The organism is Pseudomonas sp. P5_152 (assembly GCF_033989915.1).
Taxonomy (GTDB): Bacteria; Pseudomonadota; Gammaproteobacteria; order Pseudomonadales; family Pseudomonadaceae; genus Aquipseudomonas.
Map to the genome: position 1 here is coordinate 3,359,437 of NZ_JASFAH010000002.1, position 16,034 is coordinate 3,375,470.

Here is a 16,034-nt window from a genome sequence, read left to right on the forward strand (position 1 = left end):
GTGTTGCTGGATTTTAGTGTGTGTGGGTAACTTCAAGTTTGTTTTGGCATGCGCTGTTGCATGACTTCAAGCAAGTCACTGCCGTCTTGAATCAATAGATATAACGCGTTGACGATATGCGAAATATCCTTGACGTCCGCCTGGTTGAAACACAGGCAGTAAAAGGTTTCCAGCAAGTTGCTGGCGGCGCGGATGCGTTGTTGAGCCGCGTCGAGCAGAGCCTGGGGAGTGGCGTGGGTGTCGATGACCAGTACCGGGGTATCGCCGGCGGCAGAGCTCAGCCGACGATAGCGCTCGAAAAACGGAGTTAAGGTGCTCATGGGCAAGGTTCCGGTAGGCATATACGAAATCGCTCGGTAAGGGGCGGTTGCGCCTTGCTGCAAACTATAGGGAGTGCTGGCAAGGCGCAGCAAGATGGCCTGCATGGACGGCTGTTGTAGGGGAATTACACGACGATCGGAAGCTGGCCTACAGGCGTTTCGCGGTTTTTTTGGGCGGATGGCCAAGACGCGGATTTCCCACGTGTTGGGTAGGTTTGACGCTTGGCGAGACGGCGTCAGCTCGACAAAACTGAGTAGGATGTTTCGCATTGAAATGCACGATTCGCGAGCGTTGCAGAGTCGCGGGTCATGGGACGTTCTCCCTGTATCATTCCGTATCTTTTTATCCCCGACCTTTTCTCGACGTGCTGCACTCGCCCGCTAGGCTTTTGGCATTGCCGCCGTCAATGGAGTGACCGCTCATGCACAACACCCTCGAACAGGTCTTCGGTTATCCACAGTTTCGTCCCGGCCAGGCGGCGGCGATCAGTGCAGTGCTGGCGGGGCGCTCGGCAGCGGCGATTTTCCCCACCGGCTCCGGCAAGTCCTTGTGTTACCAGTTGCCGGCCTTGCTGTTGCCCCACCTGACGCTGGTGGTCTCGCCGCTGCTGGCGCTGATGCAGGATCAACTGGCATTCCTGCAACGGCACGGCATCGCCGCAGCCAGTATCGATTCGGCCCAGAGCCGTGATGACGCCAACGAGGTGATGGCGCGGGCGCGCAGCGGCGAGTTGAAGATCCTGATGATTTCCGTGGAGCGCCTGAAGAACGAGCGTTTTCGCAATTTTCTGCAGCAGGTGCCGATCTCGCTGCTGGTGGTGGACGAGGCACACTGCATTTCCGAGTGGGGTCATAACTTTCGCCCGGACTACCTGAAACTGCCGGACTACCAGCGCCAGTTCAACATCCCCCAGGCCCTGTTGCTGACCGCCACCGCGACGCCCAAGGTCATTGCCGACATGCAGGCCAGGTTTGCCATTGCTCCGGATGATGTGGTCACCACCGGCTTCTATCGGCCCAACCTCAATTTGCTGGTGGAGCCGGTGCGTGGCCAGGACAAGCGTCGGCGCCTGGTGCAATGGCTGGGCGAACGGGCCGGGCAGCCCAGCATCGTCTACGTGACCCTGCAGAAAACCGCCGAACAGATCGCCCAGCACCTGAGCCAGCAAGGGCTTGCGGCCGAGGCCTATCACGCCGGTCTACCCCATGATCAGCGCGAAGCGATTCAACGCCGGTTCATGGGCGGCCAGTCCAATTGCATTGTCGCCACCATCGCCTTTGGCATGGGGATCGACAAGAGCGACATCCGCAATGTGGTGCATTTCGACCTGCCCAAATCCATCGAAAACTACAGCCAGGAAATCGGTCGCGCCGGACGAGACGGTGAACCCTCCGACTGCCTGGTACTGGCCAATCGTGACAGCCTCAACGTGCTGGAAAACTTCGTCTATGGCGACACCCCGGAGCTCGATGGCATCCGCCGTGTGCTCGATGAGCTGCAAGCGTGCGCGCCGGAGGGGCAATGGGAGTTTTTGCTGGGGCCGCTGGCCGATCACAGCAACATTCGCCAGTTGCCGCTCAAGACCCTCCTGGTTCAACTGGAACTCAAGCGCCTGATCGCCCCGCGGTACGCCTATTTCGCCGAGTACCGGTTCAAGTTTGTACTGGAACCTGAAGCGCTGTTGGCACGTTTTACCGGCGAGCGCCGGGACTTTGTCGAAGCCATCATCCAGACCTCAAGCCGCGCGCGAACTTGGGTCACGGTCGATTTCGACGCGCTGTACCTGCGATACCAGGCTGAGCGCAACCGGGTGGTCAAGGCCCTGGATTACTTCCAGGAGCAAGGCTGGATCGAGCTGGAAAGCAAACAGACGACCGAGGTCTACAGCCTGCTCCAGAGCGACTTCGATGGGCAGGCGTTGAGCCTGGACCTGCATGCGTATTTCACCCGGCACGAACGCACGGAAGTTGCGCGGATCCACGCCATGCTCGATCTGTTCGCCACTGATCACTGCCTGGGTTTTCGTCTGGCGCAGTATTTCGGTGATAACAATGCGCCTCGGCAATGTGGGCATTGCTCGGTGTGCCATGGCCAGGTTGCCCGTCTGCCGGCGCCCCCCGAATTGCCGGCACTGGCGGATAAAAACTTCGAGGCCCTGTGCGGCGACTTTATCCGCAGGCACCAGGGCTTCAGCGCTCAGGTGCCGAGCGCGGATCGGCTGACGCGGTTTTTGTGTGGCATCAGCATGCCGCTGTTTACCAAGCTCAAGGCCCGATCAATTCCCGGCTTTGCGGCGTTGGAGGCTTACCCTTACGCCGAGGTGCGCAGTTGGGCCGAGCACCATCTACCTGTAGGAACATCCATCTGCTGAATGTCGCCCATCAGCGTAATTGACTTCAAAAAGCCTGGCCGGCTGACTATGGTGATCGCTGTCTAAGGATCGCCAACAAGAGAGCAAACAATGAGCCAGACGCCATTCCAGATTCAGCGTGCCGCCGTGATCGGCGCAGGCACCATGGGCCGTGGCATCGTCATGTGCCTGGCCAATGCCGGGGTGCCGGTGCAGTGGGTCGACAACAATCCGCAGATGCTCGACCAGGCGCTGACGGCCATCGCCCAGACCTGGGCGCACAACGTGCGTCAGGGCCGTATCGACCAGGCCGAGGCGGATGCGCGCATCGCCAGGGTCACGGCCGCTGCGGACTACGCGGCGATCAGCGAGGTGGACCTGGTGATCGAGGCGGTCTACGAAAACCTCGAGCTCAAGCAGCAGATCTTTCGCCAGCTCGACGGGCTGCTCAAGCCCCAGGCAATCCTGGCCAGTAATACCTCGGCCCTGGACATCGACGCCATTGCCGCGGTCACCCAGCGTCCACAACAGGTGCTGGGCCTGCACTTCTTCAGCCCGGCGCACATCATGAAACTGCTGGAAATCGTGCGTGGTGCGCACACCGCCCCGGCGGTACTGCAGGCAGCCAAGGTCCTGGGCGAACGCATGGGCAAGGTCAGTGTGGTGGCGGGTAACTGCTTCGGCTTTATCGGCAACCGGATGCTCAATACCTATGTGCTCGAGGCGCGCAAAATGTTGCTCGAGGGTGCATTCCCCTACCAGGTCGATGCCGCGCTGCAGGGCTTCGGTTTTGCCATGGGGCCGTTTCGCATGTACGACGTGGTCGGTATCGATCTCGGCTGGCGCGCCCGCGAGTTGGCCGGTGTCGGCCAGGATGAGGATGAAATCCAGTTGGATAACCGCCTGTGCGAGCAAGGACGTTTCGGCCAGAAGAGCGGCAACGGCTACTACCACTACGAGCCGGGCAGCCGCCAGGCCGAGCACGATCCTGAGGTCGATGCGCAGGTCTTGCGGGTCAGTGAGCAGCTCGGTTATCAACGCCGCGAGATCGGCACTGAAGAGATCCTCGAGCGCTGCCTGCTGGCATTGGTCAACGAGGGGGCCAAGATTCTCCAGGAAGGCATTGCCGAATCCGCGCGGGACATCGATCTGGTTTACCTGAACGGCTACGGGTTTCCGGCGGACAAGGGCGGGCCGATGGCATGGGCGGACCAGCAAGGACTGGCCGCGATCGAGGCACGATTGTTGCGCCTGGAGGCCGAGCGGGGCGCCTTGTGGAAGCCTGCCGGGATCATCCGCCAGTTGGCCGCGAGTGGCGGACAGCTGGCGCGGTACCAGGCTGACTGAGCCCCGCTGCAGCCACTACACTGCCAGCCCCTTTGCACGAGAAACCTCATGACTGACCGCATGCCCCAACGCGCCGACTACCGGCACTTCCAGCCGATCATCACTCGCTGGCACGACAACGATGTGTATGGCCATGTGAACAATGTGACCTACTACAGCTTCTTCGACACGGCGGTGAACACCTACCTGATCGAGGTCGGTGGCCTGGATATCCATGACGGCGAAGTGGTCGGGTTTGTGGTGAGTTCGGCGTGCGATTACTTCGCCTCGATTGCGTTCCCCGAGCGCATCGACATCGGCCTGCGGGTCGGCAAGCTGGGCAACAGTTCGGTGCAGTACGAACTGGCTGTGTTCAAGGCCGGTGAGGAGGATGCCTGTGCGGCCGGGCGCTTTGTTCACGTATTTGTCGATCGGGCTTCGAACCAGCCGGTGACCATCCCTGCCGGGCTGCGTGCGGCGTTGGAGCGATTGCTGGCCTGAAACGAAAAATCGCAGCCCGAGGGCTGCGATTTTTTACGCGGGATTTGCGTGATGCGACGGGGTCAGTCGCGATAATGCTTGTGCTTGCGATGCCCATAGGCATGGCCGCGACCCGGGTGGCCGTGACGGTAGTAGCGACGGTCATCGCGACCACCGCGGTAGCGACGATCATCACGATCGTCACGGTCGTCGTCATAGCTTTTATTACCCATGTAGTTACCCAGCGCACCACCGGCACCGCCGCCGGCTGCTGCGCCGATCAGACTGCCCGAGGTACCGCCGACGCTGCGACCGACCACGTTGCCGCCGGCTGCGCCCAGCGCACCGCCGATCGCGGCTTCGCCACGGCTGCGTTTGTCGGCGCCCACCGCACTACCACCAGCACCGCCCAGTGCTGCACCAATGGTTGAGCCAGTGCTGCCGCCCAGTGACTGACCGACGACCGAGCCAAGAACCCCGCCCAATGCGCCGCCCACACCGGCTTCGGTGGTGCCTCCAGCTGACGCGACGCCACTGATCAGGCCAAGGGACAACAAGAGAATCGAGGAGAACTTCATAGAGGAGCCTCAGAGGGATGACGCCGCGATCCTGAGGCTGTGTCAGGATGGTTACAATCGAAATCCGACGAGTAACACGACCTTCGCACATTTTGCTAAGTTGTTGTTTTTGCTGCGGAACTTAATTGAAATTTGCAGGTCTTTAGTTACTTGAGACAGGCCGCTTTGCTAACAAAGCGGCCTTTTTTGTGGGTGTTGGTTAAGCGCAGGCGGCCGACAATTCGACGCCAGGCTTCAGGCCGACCTGGCCTTGATCAAACCACTGGCACTCGCAGCTTCCAGGCGGATCGCGACAAACTTGGACGTTGGGGTGTGACTGCCATCCCCGGTGCTTTCCAGCGGCACCAAGGGGTTCACTTCCGGGTAATACGCCGCCGCTTGTCCGGCGGGTATATCGAACGCCAACAAGGTGAAGCCCTTCACCCGACGCTCGCGGCCATCATCCCAGATCGACACGATGTCAGCCTTCTGCCCTGGCTTGAAGCCCAGGCGGATGATGTCGGCTTCGTTGACGAACAGCACATCGCGCTGGCCCTTGACCCCACGATAACGGTCATCAAGGCCGTAGATGGTGGTGTTGTACTGATCGTGGGAGCGCATGGACTGCATGATCAAGTCTGGCAACTGCCCGGTGGCCCTGGTGCGTTCGTGCACCAGGTCGAGCGGCAAGGCATTGGCGCGGAAGTTGGCGCGGCCTGACGGGGTGTTCCAACGCCGTTCGCCGGCGCTGTTGCCCAGGTAGAAACCGCCTGGGTGCTCGATCTTCTGGTTGAAGTCCTTGAAGCCCGGAATGGTGTCGGCGATCAACTCGCGAATGCGTCGGTAGTCGGCCACCAGCCAGTTCCAGTCCACGGGAGCGCTGCCCAGGGTAGCTGCGGCGATGCCGGCGACGATCGACGGCTCGGAGCGCATCAGCCTGGACAGCGGATTCAACTGGCCATTGGAGGCGTGGACCATGCTGAACGAATCTTCCACGGTCACCGCTTGCGCCCCTTCGGTCTGCAGGTCGATGTCGGTACGGCCCAGGCACGGCAGGATCAAGGCGGCTTTACCGTGGGCCAGGTGGCTGCGGTTGAGCTTGGTGCTGATCTGCACGGTGAGGTCGCAGTTGCTCAGGGCCTGGAAGGTCCGTGGGCTGTCCGGCGTGGCTTGGGCAAAGTTGCCGCCCAGGCCGATAAAGACTTTCGAGCGACCTTCGAGCATCGCGTGGATGGCTTCGACCACGTTGTGGCCATTGTCGCGTGGCACCTTGAACTGGAAGCGCCGCTCCAGCGCATCGAGGAACGCCACCGGTGGCCGTTCGTTGATGCCCATGGTCCGGTCGCCTTGCACGTTACTGTGGCCACGCACCGGGCACAGGCCCGCGCCCGGGCGCCCGATGTTGCCGCGCAGCAGCATCAGGTTGGCGATTTCCTGGATGGTCGGCACCGAATGGCGGTGCTGGGTGATGCCCATGGCCCAGCACATGATCACGTTCTTGCCGGCCGCGTACATGCGCGCGGCTTGCTCGACTTCTTCCAGGCTTAACCCGGACTGTTCGACGATCTGCTCCCACGGGGTGTCGTCGATCTGGCTCAGATAGTCGAGGATGTTGACCGTGTGCTCGTTGAGGAAGTCATGGTCGAACACCGAAGGTGCGCCGCTGCCCTGCGCTTCGCGTTCCCACTGCAGGAGGAACTTGGCCATGCCGCGCAACAACGCCATGTCGCCACCCAGCGCCGGGCGCAGATAGGCGGTGTTGGTCGGCTTGTCGCCGTTGGTGAGCATTTCGATCGGGTGCTGCGGGTGCTGGAAGCGCTCCAGGCCACGCTCCTTGAGCGGGTTGATGCAGACCACCTGGGCACCGCGCTTGACCGCTTCACGCAGCGGCTCGAGCATCCGTGGATGGTTGGTCCCGGGGTTCTGGCCCCAGACGAAAATCGCATCGGCATGTTCGAAATCATCGAAGGTCACCGTGCCTTTGCCCACCCCGACACTCTGCGCCAGCGCCACGCCACTGGCTTCGTGGCACATGTTCGAGCAATCCGGGAAGTTGTTGGTGCCGAACGCGCGGACAAACAGTTGGTACAGATAGGCTGCTTCATTGCTGGCGCGGCCCGAGGTGTAGAACTCGGCCTGGTCAGGGCTCGCCAGGTTTTGCAAGTGCTGGCCGATCAGCGCGAACGCGGCCTCCCAACTGATGGGCTGGTAGCGGTTGGTCTCGGCGTTGTAGCTCATCGGCTCGGTCAGGCGGCCCTGGTATTCGAGCCAGTAATCGCTTTGCTCCAGCAATGCGCTGACGCTGTGCTTGGCGAAAAACGCCGCGTCGACCCGGCGCTTGGTGGCCTCCCAGTTGACCGCCTTGGCGCCGTTTTCGCAGAACTTGACCATGCCGCTTTCCGGCGAATCGCCCCAGGCACAGCCCGGGCAGTCGAACCCGCCGTTCTGGTTGGTCTTGAGCATCATGCGGATGTTTTTCAGCGCGTTGTCGCTGGTCAACCACGCCTGGGCGACACTGATCAGCGCGCCCCAGCCACCGGCTGGGCCCTTGTAGGGCTTGTAGCGTGGAGTGGGTGTCTGGTCGGCTTGATGATGAGTGCTCACGCTTGATTCTCCATCGCAGGGCTATACACCCGCGGCGCACTTTTGTGCGGCAAGTGGATGAGATTGAGGTTGTGCCGGCGCGCCCACTGCAGGGCAAGGCCGGTGGGCGACGACAGGCTGACCAGGGTCTGGATCCCGGCGCGCAGGGCTTTCTGGATCAGTTCCAGGCTGCAGCGACTGGTGACAATCGCCACCCCGCCCGCCGTCGGGATGTCCTGCCGGACCAGGGCGCCGATCAGCTTGTCGAGGGCGTTGTGCCGGCCGATGTCTTCGCGGCCCAGCAGCAACTCGCCCTGGTTATTCATGAACACCGCCGCGTGCACCGCCCCGCAGTGCTGCCCCAGGGGTTGGAAGGCATTGATGCGCTGGCGCAAGCCCTCCAGCCATTCGGCCGGCGGCAGGGGCGCACCAGGTAAGACGGCGAGCTGCGGCAGGGCCTGCTCCACGGCCTCGACGCCACACAGCCCGCAGCCGCTGGTACCGGCCAGTTGCCGACGCTGCTGCTTGAGGTTCCAGAACGCACGGCTGGCAATATTGACCTGGGCGTACTGCGCAGAGCCCGAGCCGCTGAGTTGCATGTCGTAGATATCGCTCAGGTCACTGACGATCCCGCTGCCCAGGCTGAAGCCGACGATAAAGTCTTCGAGATCGGTCGGGGTCACCAGCATCACTGCCTGACTGATGCCGTTGTAGGCAATCGCCAGCGCGACCTCTTCAGCCAGTGCGGTGCTGGCGCTGGCACTGAGGTCGAGGTTGCAATACTGATAGCTCTGACTGGCGGCGGGCGCGGGCGTGTCGAGGGCGGGCGCCGCGCAGGTCGGGCGCTTGGCGTTCATGGGGCTGTACCGGCGGGTTATCCAGCTTTAAGCCTAGGCGCGGCAAAGTGTCGCGTCTAATCGCTAATACTGATCTACCGATAGATAGCGTCGATCAAGAGCCGGCTTGTGATCTCTGATAAATCGCAAAACAGGCTTCCGCCAGGGCTGAGCGCGGTGCGCTGCGGCGCATGATCAGCCCCAGGCGGCCAAGGGTTTGCGCGTTTGCAATCGGCTGCAGGCGCAGGTGTTCGGTCAAGGCTTCCAGGCCACCTTCCAGGGGCATGATGGCGCAACACAGGCCACCGTGGACGGCCTGCAACAATTGATGAACGGCATCGGTCTGCAGCAACGGTTGTGGGCTGAGGCCCCGGCTGTGGAAATTGTGGTCGATGGACTGGCGAAAGTGCATACCGCTGGTGAGCATGCCCAGTGGCAACTCGATCAGCGCCTCCCAGCTCAAGGGCGTCTCGCCGAAGGTGAAGAAACGCTGGTCATATAGCAGGCCCATGCGGGTTTCGCTGAAGGCCAGCGAGTCGAAGCGCTCGCCATCCAGGCGCTCGAGATAGGACACACCCAGGTCCAGGCGGTTGTTCGCCAGTTGTTCGAGGATTTGCTCGGAGCTCAGGGCCGACAGCTCGAAGCGCAGGTTCGGGTGTTCGCCGTGCAACTGGTGCAAGAGCGGCAGCGGATCGAAGCTAGACAGCGGCACCACCCCCAGGCGCAGTGTGCCGACCAGGTTACCGCGACAGGCCGCAGCTTCCGCGTACAGGCCGTCATAAGCGGCCAGCACGGTGCGCGCCCAGGCCAGCACCCGCTCACCGGGGGCGGTAAAACCTTCGAAACGCTGGCCGCGATTGACCAGCGGCAGGTCCAGCTCTTCTTCCAGGCTGCGCAAGCGCATCGACAGGGTGGGTTGGGTGATGTGGCAGCGCGCGGCGGCCTGGCCGAAATGGCGGGTTTCGTCGAGGGCGATGAGGAATTTCAGCTGTTTGATGTCCATCTTCATTCCTGGGCGCGGTGAGGGACCGATTCTAGCGGTTGGGTTGACGTGCGTCATTGGTCGGTTGGGAACCGCGTTGCGCAGAGTTGGTCTAGTCTTTCGCGACCGGACCTATTAAACCCAAGGAGAGTGCACCATGAGTCTTTTGAGCTTTGTGAAAGAAGCAGGCGAAAAACTGCTGGATCTGCTGACACCGGGTAACGCCAATGCGAGCGAGCAGTTGAAGGATCACATCGCGAAGGTCGGCCTGGGCAACCCGAATGTGCAGGCCACGGTGGATGGCGACAAGGTGACTGTGACGGGCGAAGTCAGCAGTCAGGAAGAGAAAGAGAAGATCCTCCTGGCGGTGGGCAACATTGCCGGCGTCGGCAGTGTCGATGACCAGATCACGGTGAGCGGGCCAGTGGTGGCCGCTGCACGCTTTGTAGTAGTGAAGAAGGGTGACACCCTCAGCGCGATTTCCCTGGCGGTGTATGGTTCGGCCAACCAGTACAACAAAATCTTCGAGGCCAACAAGCCGCTGTTGTCGCACCCGGACAAAATCTACCCGGGCCAGACGTTGCGTATTCCTGAGTAACCCTCAAGCCCGCTCCCACAGGGTTGATGCGCGCCCTGTGGGAGCGAGCCTGCTCGCGATGCAGGCGACCAGGTCTAAAGCCCCGCAATAAGCTCTTGATAATCCCCCACCGCGGCAAACTCGGCAGTGTCCTTGGGCCCTTTGCGGCTATCCGGCACGCTGACGGCCAGTAGATGCGCCACACCAAAATCCCGCGCACTGCGCAGGATCGGCAAGGTGTCATCGATGAACAGGCTGCGGCTTGGGTCGAAGCCGATGTCGGCCTGCAACGCATCCCAGAACTGTCGGCTCTCCTTGGGGAAGCCATAGTCGTGGGAGCTGATCAAACGCTCGAAGTAGGGCGCCAGCTCGATCCTTTCCAGTTTCAGCGACAACGAATCGCGGTGGGCGTTGGTAATCAGGATGACCCGCTTGCCGGACTGCTTGATCGCCGCCAGAAAGGTATCGGCATCCGGGCGCAGGGCGATCAGGTGAGCGGTTTCCAGCTTCAACTCGCGCACGGGCAAGCGCAGTTCGCTGCTCCAGAAATCCAGGCAATACCATTGCAACTGACCGGCGTTGCGCTCGAACAACGGCTGCATTTCCAGCTCGGCCATGGCCCGGCTGATGCCGTGCAATTCGGCGTAGCGCTGGGGCAGGTGTTCCATCCAGAAATGGTTGTCGTAGTGCAGGTCCAGCAGCGTGCCGTCCATATCCAGCAGAACGGTATCGATGTCGCGCCAGGGCAGTGTGGGCATTGCAGGCTTCTCCAGCGGGAAACAGATATCCGGCATAAACAATCAGGAAAGGCCGGGTATAGTAACCCGTTCACGCCAAGGAGCCGCTATGCGCCAAAAACCCGAAGTCCTAGCCCGCGAGATCGTCGCCACCAGCCGCCTGTTTTGCGTGGAAGAGGTGCAACTGCGTTTCTCCAATGGCGTGGAGCGCACCTATGAGCGATTGGTCGGCAAGGGCGCCGGGTATGGCGCAGTGATGATTGTGGCGATGCTCGATGCTGACCATGCAGTACTGGTCGAAGAGTATTGCGGTGGTACCGATGCCTATGAAATGTCCTTGCCCAAGGGCCTGATCGAGCCGGGCGAGGATGTGCTGGCCGCTGCCGAGCGCGAGCTCAAGGAGGAGGCCGGTTTTGGCGCGCGGCAACTGGAGCACCTGACCGAGCTGTCGCTGTCGCCCGGTTACATGAGCCAGAAAATCCAGGTGGTGCTGGCCACCGAGCTCTACGAAGAGCGCCTGGAAGGGGACGAGCCGGAGCCGATGCGGGTTGACCGGGTCAATCTGCGCGAGCTGGCAGCGCTGGCGCAAAACCCGCAGTTCACCGAAGGCCGGGCCTTGGCGGCGCTGTACCTGGCCCGCGACCTGCTGACCCAGCGCGGAGCGTTCCAGCCATGAGGGATTTACCCCAGGCACACCCGTTGCTGGCGTCGGTGGTCGAGCTGGCGCTGCAGGCTGGCGAGGCGATCCTGCCGTTCTGGCGCACCGGTACCGAGGTGATGACCAAGACCGACGATTCGCCGGTCACCGCCGCCGACCTGGCGGCGCACCATGTGATTCTCGCGGGCCTGACGGCGCTTGATCCGAGCATCCCGGTGCTCTCGGAAGAAGACGCCAATATCCCGCAAGCCGTGCGTGCTGGCTGGCAGCGCTGGTGGCTGGTGGACCCGCTGGACGGCACCAAGGAGTTCATCGCCGGCAGTGAAGAATTCACCGTCAACATCGCGCTGATCGAGCAGGGGCGCGTGGTGTTTGGGGTGGTGTCGATGCCGACCAATGGCCGCTGCTATTTCGGCGGTGCGGGGCTCGGCGCCTGGCGCGCCGACAAAGACAGCGCCGCGCTACCGATCCAGGTCCGCCAGGCGCCGGGGGCAGGCGAAGCCTTTACCGTGGTTGCCAGCCGCCGCCATTCCAGCCCGGAACAAGAGCGTTTGCTGGCGGGCTTGAGTGCCAGCCTGGGTGAGTTGCAGTTGGCGAATATCGGCAGTTCGCTGAAGTTCTGCCTGCTGGCCGAAGGCGCGGCGGATTGCTACCCGCGATTGGCGCCAACGTCCCAGTGGGATACCGCGGCAGCGCAAGGCGTGCTCGAAGGCGCGGGCGGCGAAGTGCTGGAACTGAGCGGTGTGCCCTTCACCTACCCAGCCCGGGAATCCTTACTCAACAGCTTCTTCCTGGCCTTGCCGGCCAAGGCCTCGTGGCGGCAAAAGCTGCTGGAACTGGCTCGGGCCTGAACCAGCGCCACTGCTCATGTTCTTCAGCGATGCAACACATATTGCCCGCTGAAGGTCACCGCATCGTCATTGCTGTCGGCGTTGACGATGCGCGTTTGCAGGGTCAGGCGAGCCCGGCCATAACGCTGGTACATGGCCAGGAACTTGTTCCACACCGCCGCACTTGGTGCCGCGCAAATGGCAATCCCGTCGGTGGTCACCGGCAGCGGATAGCTGATGTGCCCTTCCTGGATCACGATGTGCCCGTCCTCGATGCCGGCTTCGCGCAGGCGCAGGTGCAACCAGCCCCAGCCGGCCAGCACGGCGGCGCAGTACAGGCTGCCACCGAACATGGTGCTCTTGTGGTTGACGTTGGCTGCCAGCGGTAGCTGCAGGCGCAACTGCCCGGACTGCCAGTCGAGCACCTTGAGGCCCATGTCCCGGGTCAGGGGGATGTCGTGGTGCAGGATCGATTCCAGGTAACGACTGTCGTGGTTCATGCGTGGGCCTCATGGTGGGTTGCCGGGATCACAGTTGGCGGGCTGTGGCTCAATCGAGCTCCTCGCCGCTGTTGTGGGCGCCGGCGGCGTCGGCGAAGTTCAGGCCGTGTTTGCGCAGTTTGTCATGCAGGGTCTTGCGCGGTACCCCCAAGGCTTCGGCGACGCTGCGCAGGGAGCTGTGGGAGCGTGCCAGTTCGGCGGCGATCAGGTTCTTCTCGAAACTTTCCACCTGCTCGCTGAGGTTGCCGCTGGGTTCGGCAGTCAGCGACACGGGACTGCCATCGTCGGCAGTGGAGTCGAGCGCCAGTTCCAGGCCGAGGGCAAAACGTTCGGCGGCATTCTGCAGCTCGCGCACATTGCCCGGCCAGCGATGGCGCAGCAGCAACGCACGTTGCCCCGGGAGCAATTCGTGGGGCGCCAGGCCATGGCGTTCGCTGGCTTCATCGGCAAAGTGCTGGAACATCATCAGAGCATCTTCGCCGCGTTCGCGCAGGGGTGGAATGCGCAGGGGTGCGACGTTCAGGCGGTAGTACAGGTCGGCGCGAAAGCGCCCCTGGTCGGCCGATTGGCGCAGGTCTTCCTTGGTCGCGGCAATGATGCGGATGTCCAGCGGGATCAACTGATTGCCCCCCAGCCGCTCTACTACCCGCTCTTGCAGCAGACGCAGGAGCTTGACCTGCACGTCCAGGCTCATGCTCTCGATTTCATCGAGGAACAGCGTGCCGCCGTTGGCGAATTCGAACTTGCCGATGCGTCGTTTCTGCGCCCCGGTGAACGCCCCCGGTTCGTGGCCAAACAGTTCGCTTTCGACCACCGACTCGGCCAATGCACCGGCGTTGATCGCGACGAAGGGGCCGTTGCGGCGGTTCGACAAGTCGTGCAGGGCGCGGGCCACCACTTCCTTGCCGGCGCCGGTCTCGCCGAGGATCAGCACATCGGCCTTGGTCGGGGCCAGCGCGCCGATCTGCTCGCGCAGGCGCAGCATCGACGGCGAGTGACCGATCAACCGCGTGCTCAGTTCATTCCGATCGCTCAGGGCCAGGCGCAGGCTGCGGTTTTCCAAGACCAGGCGGCGCAGGGCCAGGGCCCGGCGCACGCTGTCGAGCAGGGCATCGCTGGCGAAGGGTTTTTCGAGGAAGTCATAGGCACCGGCGCGCATCGCCTGCACCGCCAAAGGCACGTCGCCGTGACCGGTAATCAGCAAGACCGGCAGCTCCGGGTCCTGGGCGTGCAGTTCGGCCAACAGCTCCAGGCCGTCCATGCCGGGCATGCGTATGTCGCTGACCACCACGCCGGGCCAGTCGCGCTCCAGGCGCGCGGCCAGGCCCTGGGCTTGCGCCAGCGGCAGAATCTTCAGCCCGGCCAGGTCCAGCGTTTGGCTCAGGGCCTGGCGCAGGTGCGGATCGTCGTCGATCAGTACCACTTCAATCCGATTGTCGATCAGGTTGCTCATTCACTGCGGTCCTCGGACGGTTGCAGGCTTACACCGGGTGCGCCAGCGCGCAGCCGCAGGGTGATCAGGGCGCCGCCTTCCTTGTGGTTGGCGAACGACAGTTCACCGCCGAAGGCGCGCATCAGGGTTTCGCAGATGGCCAGCCCCAGGCCAAGCCCCTGGGTGCGGGTCTTGGTGGTGTAGAACGGCTCGCTGGCGCGGCCCAGGGCTTCCATGCAGAACCCCGGGCCATTATCGCGAATGTACAGATTGACGCCCTCGGCGGTGGTTTCGGCACTCAACCAGAGTTTGCGCGGTGGACCTTTTTCGGTGAGGGCATCGAGCGCGTTGGCCAGCAGGTTGCCCAGCACCTGGCGCAGGCGGGTTTCGCCGGCCTCGACCCACAGCGCGGCGGCCGGCAGGTCGCGGATCAGCTCCACTTCCATGCTGCGGCGACGCTTGGCCAGCAACGCCAGGGCATCGTCCAGCGCCGGTTGCAGGGCGACGCTTTCCGGGGCATGGCGGTCGCGTCGGGCAAAGGCGCGCAGGTGGGCGATGATCGAGGCCATGCGCCCGGTCAGTTCGCTGATCAGCTTGAGGTTGCCGCGGGCATCGTCGGTGCGTTGATGATCGAGCAGCACCTCGGCGTTCTCGGCGTAGCTGCGGATCGCCGCCAGCGGTTGATTGAGTTCGTGGCTGATGCTCGCCGACATGGTGCCCAGCGCCGAGAGTTTGCCGGCTTGCACCAGGTCGTCCTGGGCGCGGACCAATTCCTGTTGCGCCTGCTCACGCTCCAGCACTTCTTCCCGGAGCCGGCGGTTGAGGCCTTCCAGGTCACTGGTGCGCTCGGCCACCCGGACTTCCAGTTCACGCCGGGTCTTGGCTTCGAAGTCGATGCGTTGCAGATAGTGGCGCCGGCGCTGCATCATCAGCCCCAGCAGCAACATCAGCACCAGCAGCGTCGCGCCGCCGATGGCCAGCACCGTGCGCACGGGGCGGTCGATCAGGGTCCTGGGCGCAAGAATGCTGACGCGCCAGCCGGTTTCATCGATCTGCTGGGTCTGGGTCAACCAGGCGTTCTGGTCGATCTGCAACGGTCGTGGATCGAGGGTCGGGTAGGGCTGCACGGCAGCGATGGCGGTGCGTTCGTCTTCCGTCAGCGGCCGGCTTGCACGGAAACGCCAATCCGCCCGCGAGGTGAGGATGACCACGCCATTGTGATCGGTTACCAGCAGTTGCTCCGGAGTCTTGCCCCACAGGCTTTCGGTGTGGTCGAGGTCGACCTTGATCACCAGCACGCCGAGTATTTCCTCGCCGTCGCGCACGGCGGCAGCGAAGTAATAACCGCGCTTGGTGGAGGTGGTGCCCAGGCCGAAAAAGCGTCCGAGGCGACCCTGCATGGCTTCGCTGAAGTAAGGGCGGAAGGCGAAGTTGCGGCCGATGAAGCTGTCCTGTTTGTCCCAGTTCGACGCGGCCAGCGTGTTGCCGCGCACGTCCATCAGGTACATGACCTCGGCCCCGGTCTGGGCGCTGATGTTTTTCAGGAAACGGTTGGCGTTGCCCTGGGTCACGCCATCGTCCGGCGCCCCGAGGACGGCGCGCAAGGCGGGCAGATCGCCGAGGATCTGCGGCAACACCTCATAGCGGTGCAGGGTGCCCAGCAGGTTGGCGACGTACAGGTCCAGGGTCTGGCGGTTCTGTCCGGCCAGTTCGCTGCGGTAATAACGCTCGGCCAGGTGCTCCAGCGGCCACAGCAAGGGAGCCAGGCACAGGGCAAGCAAAGCCAGGCTGCGCCAACGGGGTCTGCGGGGGAGGGCTGGAGTCATGGGCATCGGGCATCGCCTGGGGGTACCGCTGCATTATGC

At 62.9% G+C, this 16,034-nt stretch carries 15 protein-coding genes; 6 read left to right on the forward strand and 9 right to left on the reverse strand.

Going from position 1 to position 16,034, the window contains the following annotated elements:
* Window positions 1-32 precede the first annotated feature (32 nt).
* Window positions 33-320 carry a hypothetical protein gene (locus QMK50_RS15255; protein ID WP_095167457.1) on the reverse strand — a complete coding sequence of 96 codons (288 nt, stop codon included), beginning with the start codon at window positions 318-320 and terminating at the stop codon, window positions 33-35.
* Window positions 321-742: 422 nt separating this feature from the next.
* Here QMK50_RS15255 and QMK50_RS15260 point away from each other — a divergent pair, with 422 nt between their 5' ends.
* From QMK50_RS15260 to QMK50_RS15270, 3 genes are all read left to right on the forward strand, one after another.
* Entirely contained in the window at window positions 743-2,692 is a 1,950-nt protein-coding gene (locus QMK50_RS15260; protein ID WP_320333417.1) for an ATP-dependent DNA helicase RecQ, read from the forward strand.
* A gap of 90 nt (window positions 2,693-2,782) precedes the next feature.
* The gene (locus QMK50_RS15265; RefSeq protein WP_159993144.1) at window positions 2,783-4,018 is read left to right on the forward strand and encodes a 3-hydroxyacyl-CoA dehydrogenase; all 1,236 of its coding nucleotides are present in this window, start codon (window positions 2,783-2,785) and stop codon (window positions 4,016-4,018) included.
* Between the two features lie 48 nt (window positions 4,019-4,066).
* Window positions 4,067-4,498, forward strand: a complete 432-nt coding sequence (locus QMK50_RS15270; protein ID WP_159993146.1) for an acyl-CoA thioesterase — start codon at window positions 4,067-4,069, stop codon at window positions 4,496-4,498.
* Window positions 4,499-4,560: 62 nt separating this feature from the next.
* Here QMK50_RS15270 and QMK50_RS15275 read toward each other — a convergent pair whose 3' ends face one another.
* From QMK50_RS15275 to QMK50_RS15290, 4 genes are all read right to left on the reverse strand, one after another.
* Window positions 4,561-5,055, reverse strand: a complete 495-nt coding sequence (locus tag QMK50_RS15275) for a glycine zipper domain-containing protein (protein WP_159993148.1) — start codon at window positions 5,053-5,055, stop codon at window positions 4,561-4,563.
* 234 nt (window positions 5,056-5,289) lie between these two features.
* Window positions 5,290-7,638 (reverse strand): FdhF/YdeP family oxidoreductase, encoded by a 2,349-nt coding sequence (locus QMK50_RS15280; protein ID WP_320333418.1) that lies wholly within the window; start codon window positions 7,636-7,638, stop codon window positions 5,290-5,292.
* The gene (gene fdhD / locus QMK50_RS15285) at window positions 7,635-8,474 is read right to left on the reverse strand and encodes a formate dehydrogenase accessory sulfurtransferase FdhD (protein ID WP_095167447.1); all 840 of its coding nucleotides are present in this window, start codon (window positions 8,472-8,474) and stop codon (window positions 7,635-7,637) included. The genes QMK50_RS15280 and fdhD overlap by 4 nt, the downstream gene beginning before the upstream one ends.
* A gap of 94 nt (window positions 8,475-8,568) precedes the next feature.
* Window positions 8,569-9,456 (reverse strand): LysR family transcriptional regulator, encoded by an 888-nt coding sequence (locus QMK50_RS15290; RefSeq protein WP_320333419.1) that lies wholly within the window; start codon window positions 9,454-9,456, stop codon window positions 8,569-8,571.
* A gap of 136 nt (window positions 9,457-9,592) precedes the next feature.
* Between QMK50_RS15290 and lysM the strand changes: the two genes are divergently transcribed.
* Window positions 9,593-10,033 carry a peptidoglycan-binding protein LysM gene (lysM, locus tag QMK50_RS15295; protein ID WP_159993154.1) on the forward strand — a complete coding sequence of 147 codons (441 nt, stop codon included), beginning with the start codon at window positions 9,593-9,595 and terminating at the stop codon, window positions 10,031-10,033.
* 74 nt (window positions 10,034-10,107) lie between these two features.
* Here the strand turns inward: lysM and yrfG are convergent, their stop codons facing one another.
* Window positions 10,108-10,770: a GMP/IMP nucleotidase gene (yrfG, locus tag QMK50_RS15300; protein ID WP_320333420.1), complete on the reverse strand. Its 663-nt coding sequence runs from the start codon at window positions 10,768-10,770 to the stop codon at window positions 10,108-10,110.
* Between the two features lie 88 nt (window positions 10,771-10,858).
* Between yrfG and nudE the strand changes: the two genes are divergently transcribed.
* Both nudE and cysQ read left to right on the forward strand, forming a co-directional pair.
* Window positions 10,859-11,425: an ADP compounds hydrolase NudE gene (nudE, locus tag QMK50_RS15305; RefSeq protein ID WP_095167439.1), complete on the forward strand. Its 567-nt coding sequence runs from the start codon at window positions 10,859-10,861 to the stop codon at window positions 11,423-11,425.
* Entirely contained in the window at window positions 11,422-12,258 is an 837-nt protein-coding gene (gene cysQ / locus QMK50_RS15310; RefSeq protein ID WP_320333421.1) for a 3'(2'),5'-bisphosphate nucleotidase CysQ, read from the forward strand. The genes nudE and cysQ overlap by 4 nt, the downstream gene beginning before the upstream one ends.
* A 23-nt stretch (window positions 12,259-12,281) precedes the next feature.
* Here the strand turns inward: cysQ and QMK50_RS15315 are convergent, their stop codons facing one another.
* The 3 genes from QMK50_RS15315 to QMK50_RS15325 are packed head-to-tail and all read right to left on the reverse strand — an operon-like array spanning window position 12,282 to window position 15,995.
* Window positions 12,282-12,737 carry a YiiD C-terminal domain-containing protein gene (locus QMK50_RS15315; protein WP_095167435.1) on the reverse strand — a complete coding sequence of 152 codons (456 nt, stop codon included), beginning with the start codon at window positions 12,735-12,737 and terminating at the stop codon, window positions 12,282-12,284.
* Between the two features lie 49 nt (window positions 12,738-12,786).
* Window positions 12,787-14,190 (reverse strand): sigma-54-dependent transcriptional regulator, encoded by a 1,404-nt coding sequence (locus tag QMK50_RS15320; RefSeq protein ID WP_095167433.1) that lies wholly within the window; start codon window positions 14,188-14,190, stop codon window positions 12,787-12,789.
* Window positions 14,187-15,995, reverse strand: coding sequence for a sensor histidine kinase (locus QMK50_RS15325; RefSeq protein ID WP_320334520.1), 1,809 nt, complete (start codon window positions 15,993-15,995; stop codon window positions 14,187-14,189). The genes QMK50_RS15320 and QMK50_RS15325 overlap by 4 nt, the downstream gene beginning before the upstream one ends.
* Window positions 15,996-16,034: the final 39 nt, after the last annotated feature.

Excerpts from the sequence above, each read along its gene's own strand:
- QMK50_RS15255 (WP_095167457.1), bottom strand. The coding sequence starts at position 320 with ATGAGCACCTTAACTCCGTTTTTCGAGCGCTATCGTCGGCTGAGCTCT.
- QMK50_RS15260 (WP_320333417.1), top strand. The coding sequence starts at position 743 with ATGCACAACACCCTCGAACAGGTCTTCGGTTATCCACAGTTTCGTCCC.
- QMK50_RS15265 (WP_159993144.1), top strand. The coding sequence starts at position 2,783 with ATGAGCCAGACGCCATTCCAGATTCAGCGTGCCGCCGTGATCGGCGCA.
- QMK50_RS15270 (WP_159993146.1), top strand. The coding sequence starts at position 4,067 with ATGACTGACCGCATGCCCCAACGCGCCGACTACCGGCACTTCCAGCCG.
- QMK50_RS15275 (WP_159993148.1), bottom strand. The coding sequence starts at position 5,055 with ATGAAGTTCTCCTCGATTCTCTTGTTGTCCCTTGGCCTGATCAGTGGC.
- fdhD (WP_095167447.1), bottom strand. The coding sequence starts at position 8,474 with ATGAACGCCAAGCGCCCGACCTGCGCGGCGCCCGCCCTCGACACGCCC.
- QMK50_RS15290 (WP_320333419.1), bottom strand. The coding sequence starts at position 9,456 with ATGGACATCAAACAGCTGAAATTCCTCATCGCCCTCGACGAAACCCGC.
- lysM (WP_159993154.1), top strand. The coding sequence starts at position 9,593 with ATGAGTCTTTTGAGCTTTGTGAAAGAAGCAGGCGAAAAACTGCTGGAT.
- yrfG (WP_320333420.1), bottom strand. The coding sequence starts at position 10,770 with ATGCCCACACTGCCCTGGCGCGACATCGATACCGTTCTGCTGGATATG.
- nudE (WP_095167439.1), top strand. The coding sequence starts at position 10,859 with ATGCGCCAAAAACCCGAAGTCCTAGCCCGCGAGATCGTCGCCACCAGC.
- cysQ (WP_320333421.1), top strand. The coding sequence starts at position 11,422 with ATGAGGGATTTACCCCAGGCACACCCGTTGCTGGCGTCGGTGGTCGAG.
- QMK50_RS15315 (WP_095167435.1), bottom strand. The coding sequence starts at position 12,737 with ATGAACCACGACAGTCGTTACCTGGAATCGATCCTGCACCACGACATC.
- QMK50_RS15320 (WP_095167433.1), bottom strand. The coding sequence starts at position 14,190 with ATGAGCAACCTGATCGACAATCGGATTGAAGTGGTACTGATCGACGAC.
- QMK50_RS15325 (WP_320334520.1), bottom strand. The coding sequence starts at position 15,995 with ATGACTCCAGCCCTCCCCCGCAGACCCCGTTGGCGCAGCCTGGCTTTG.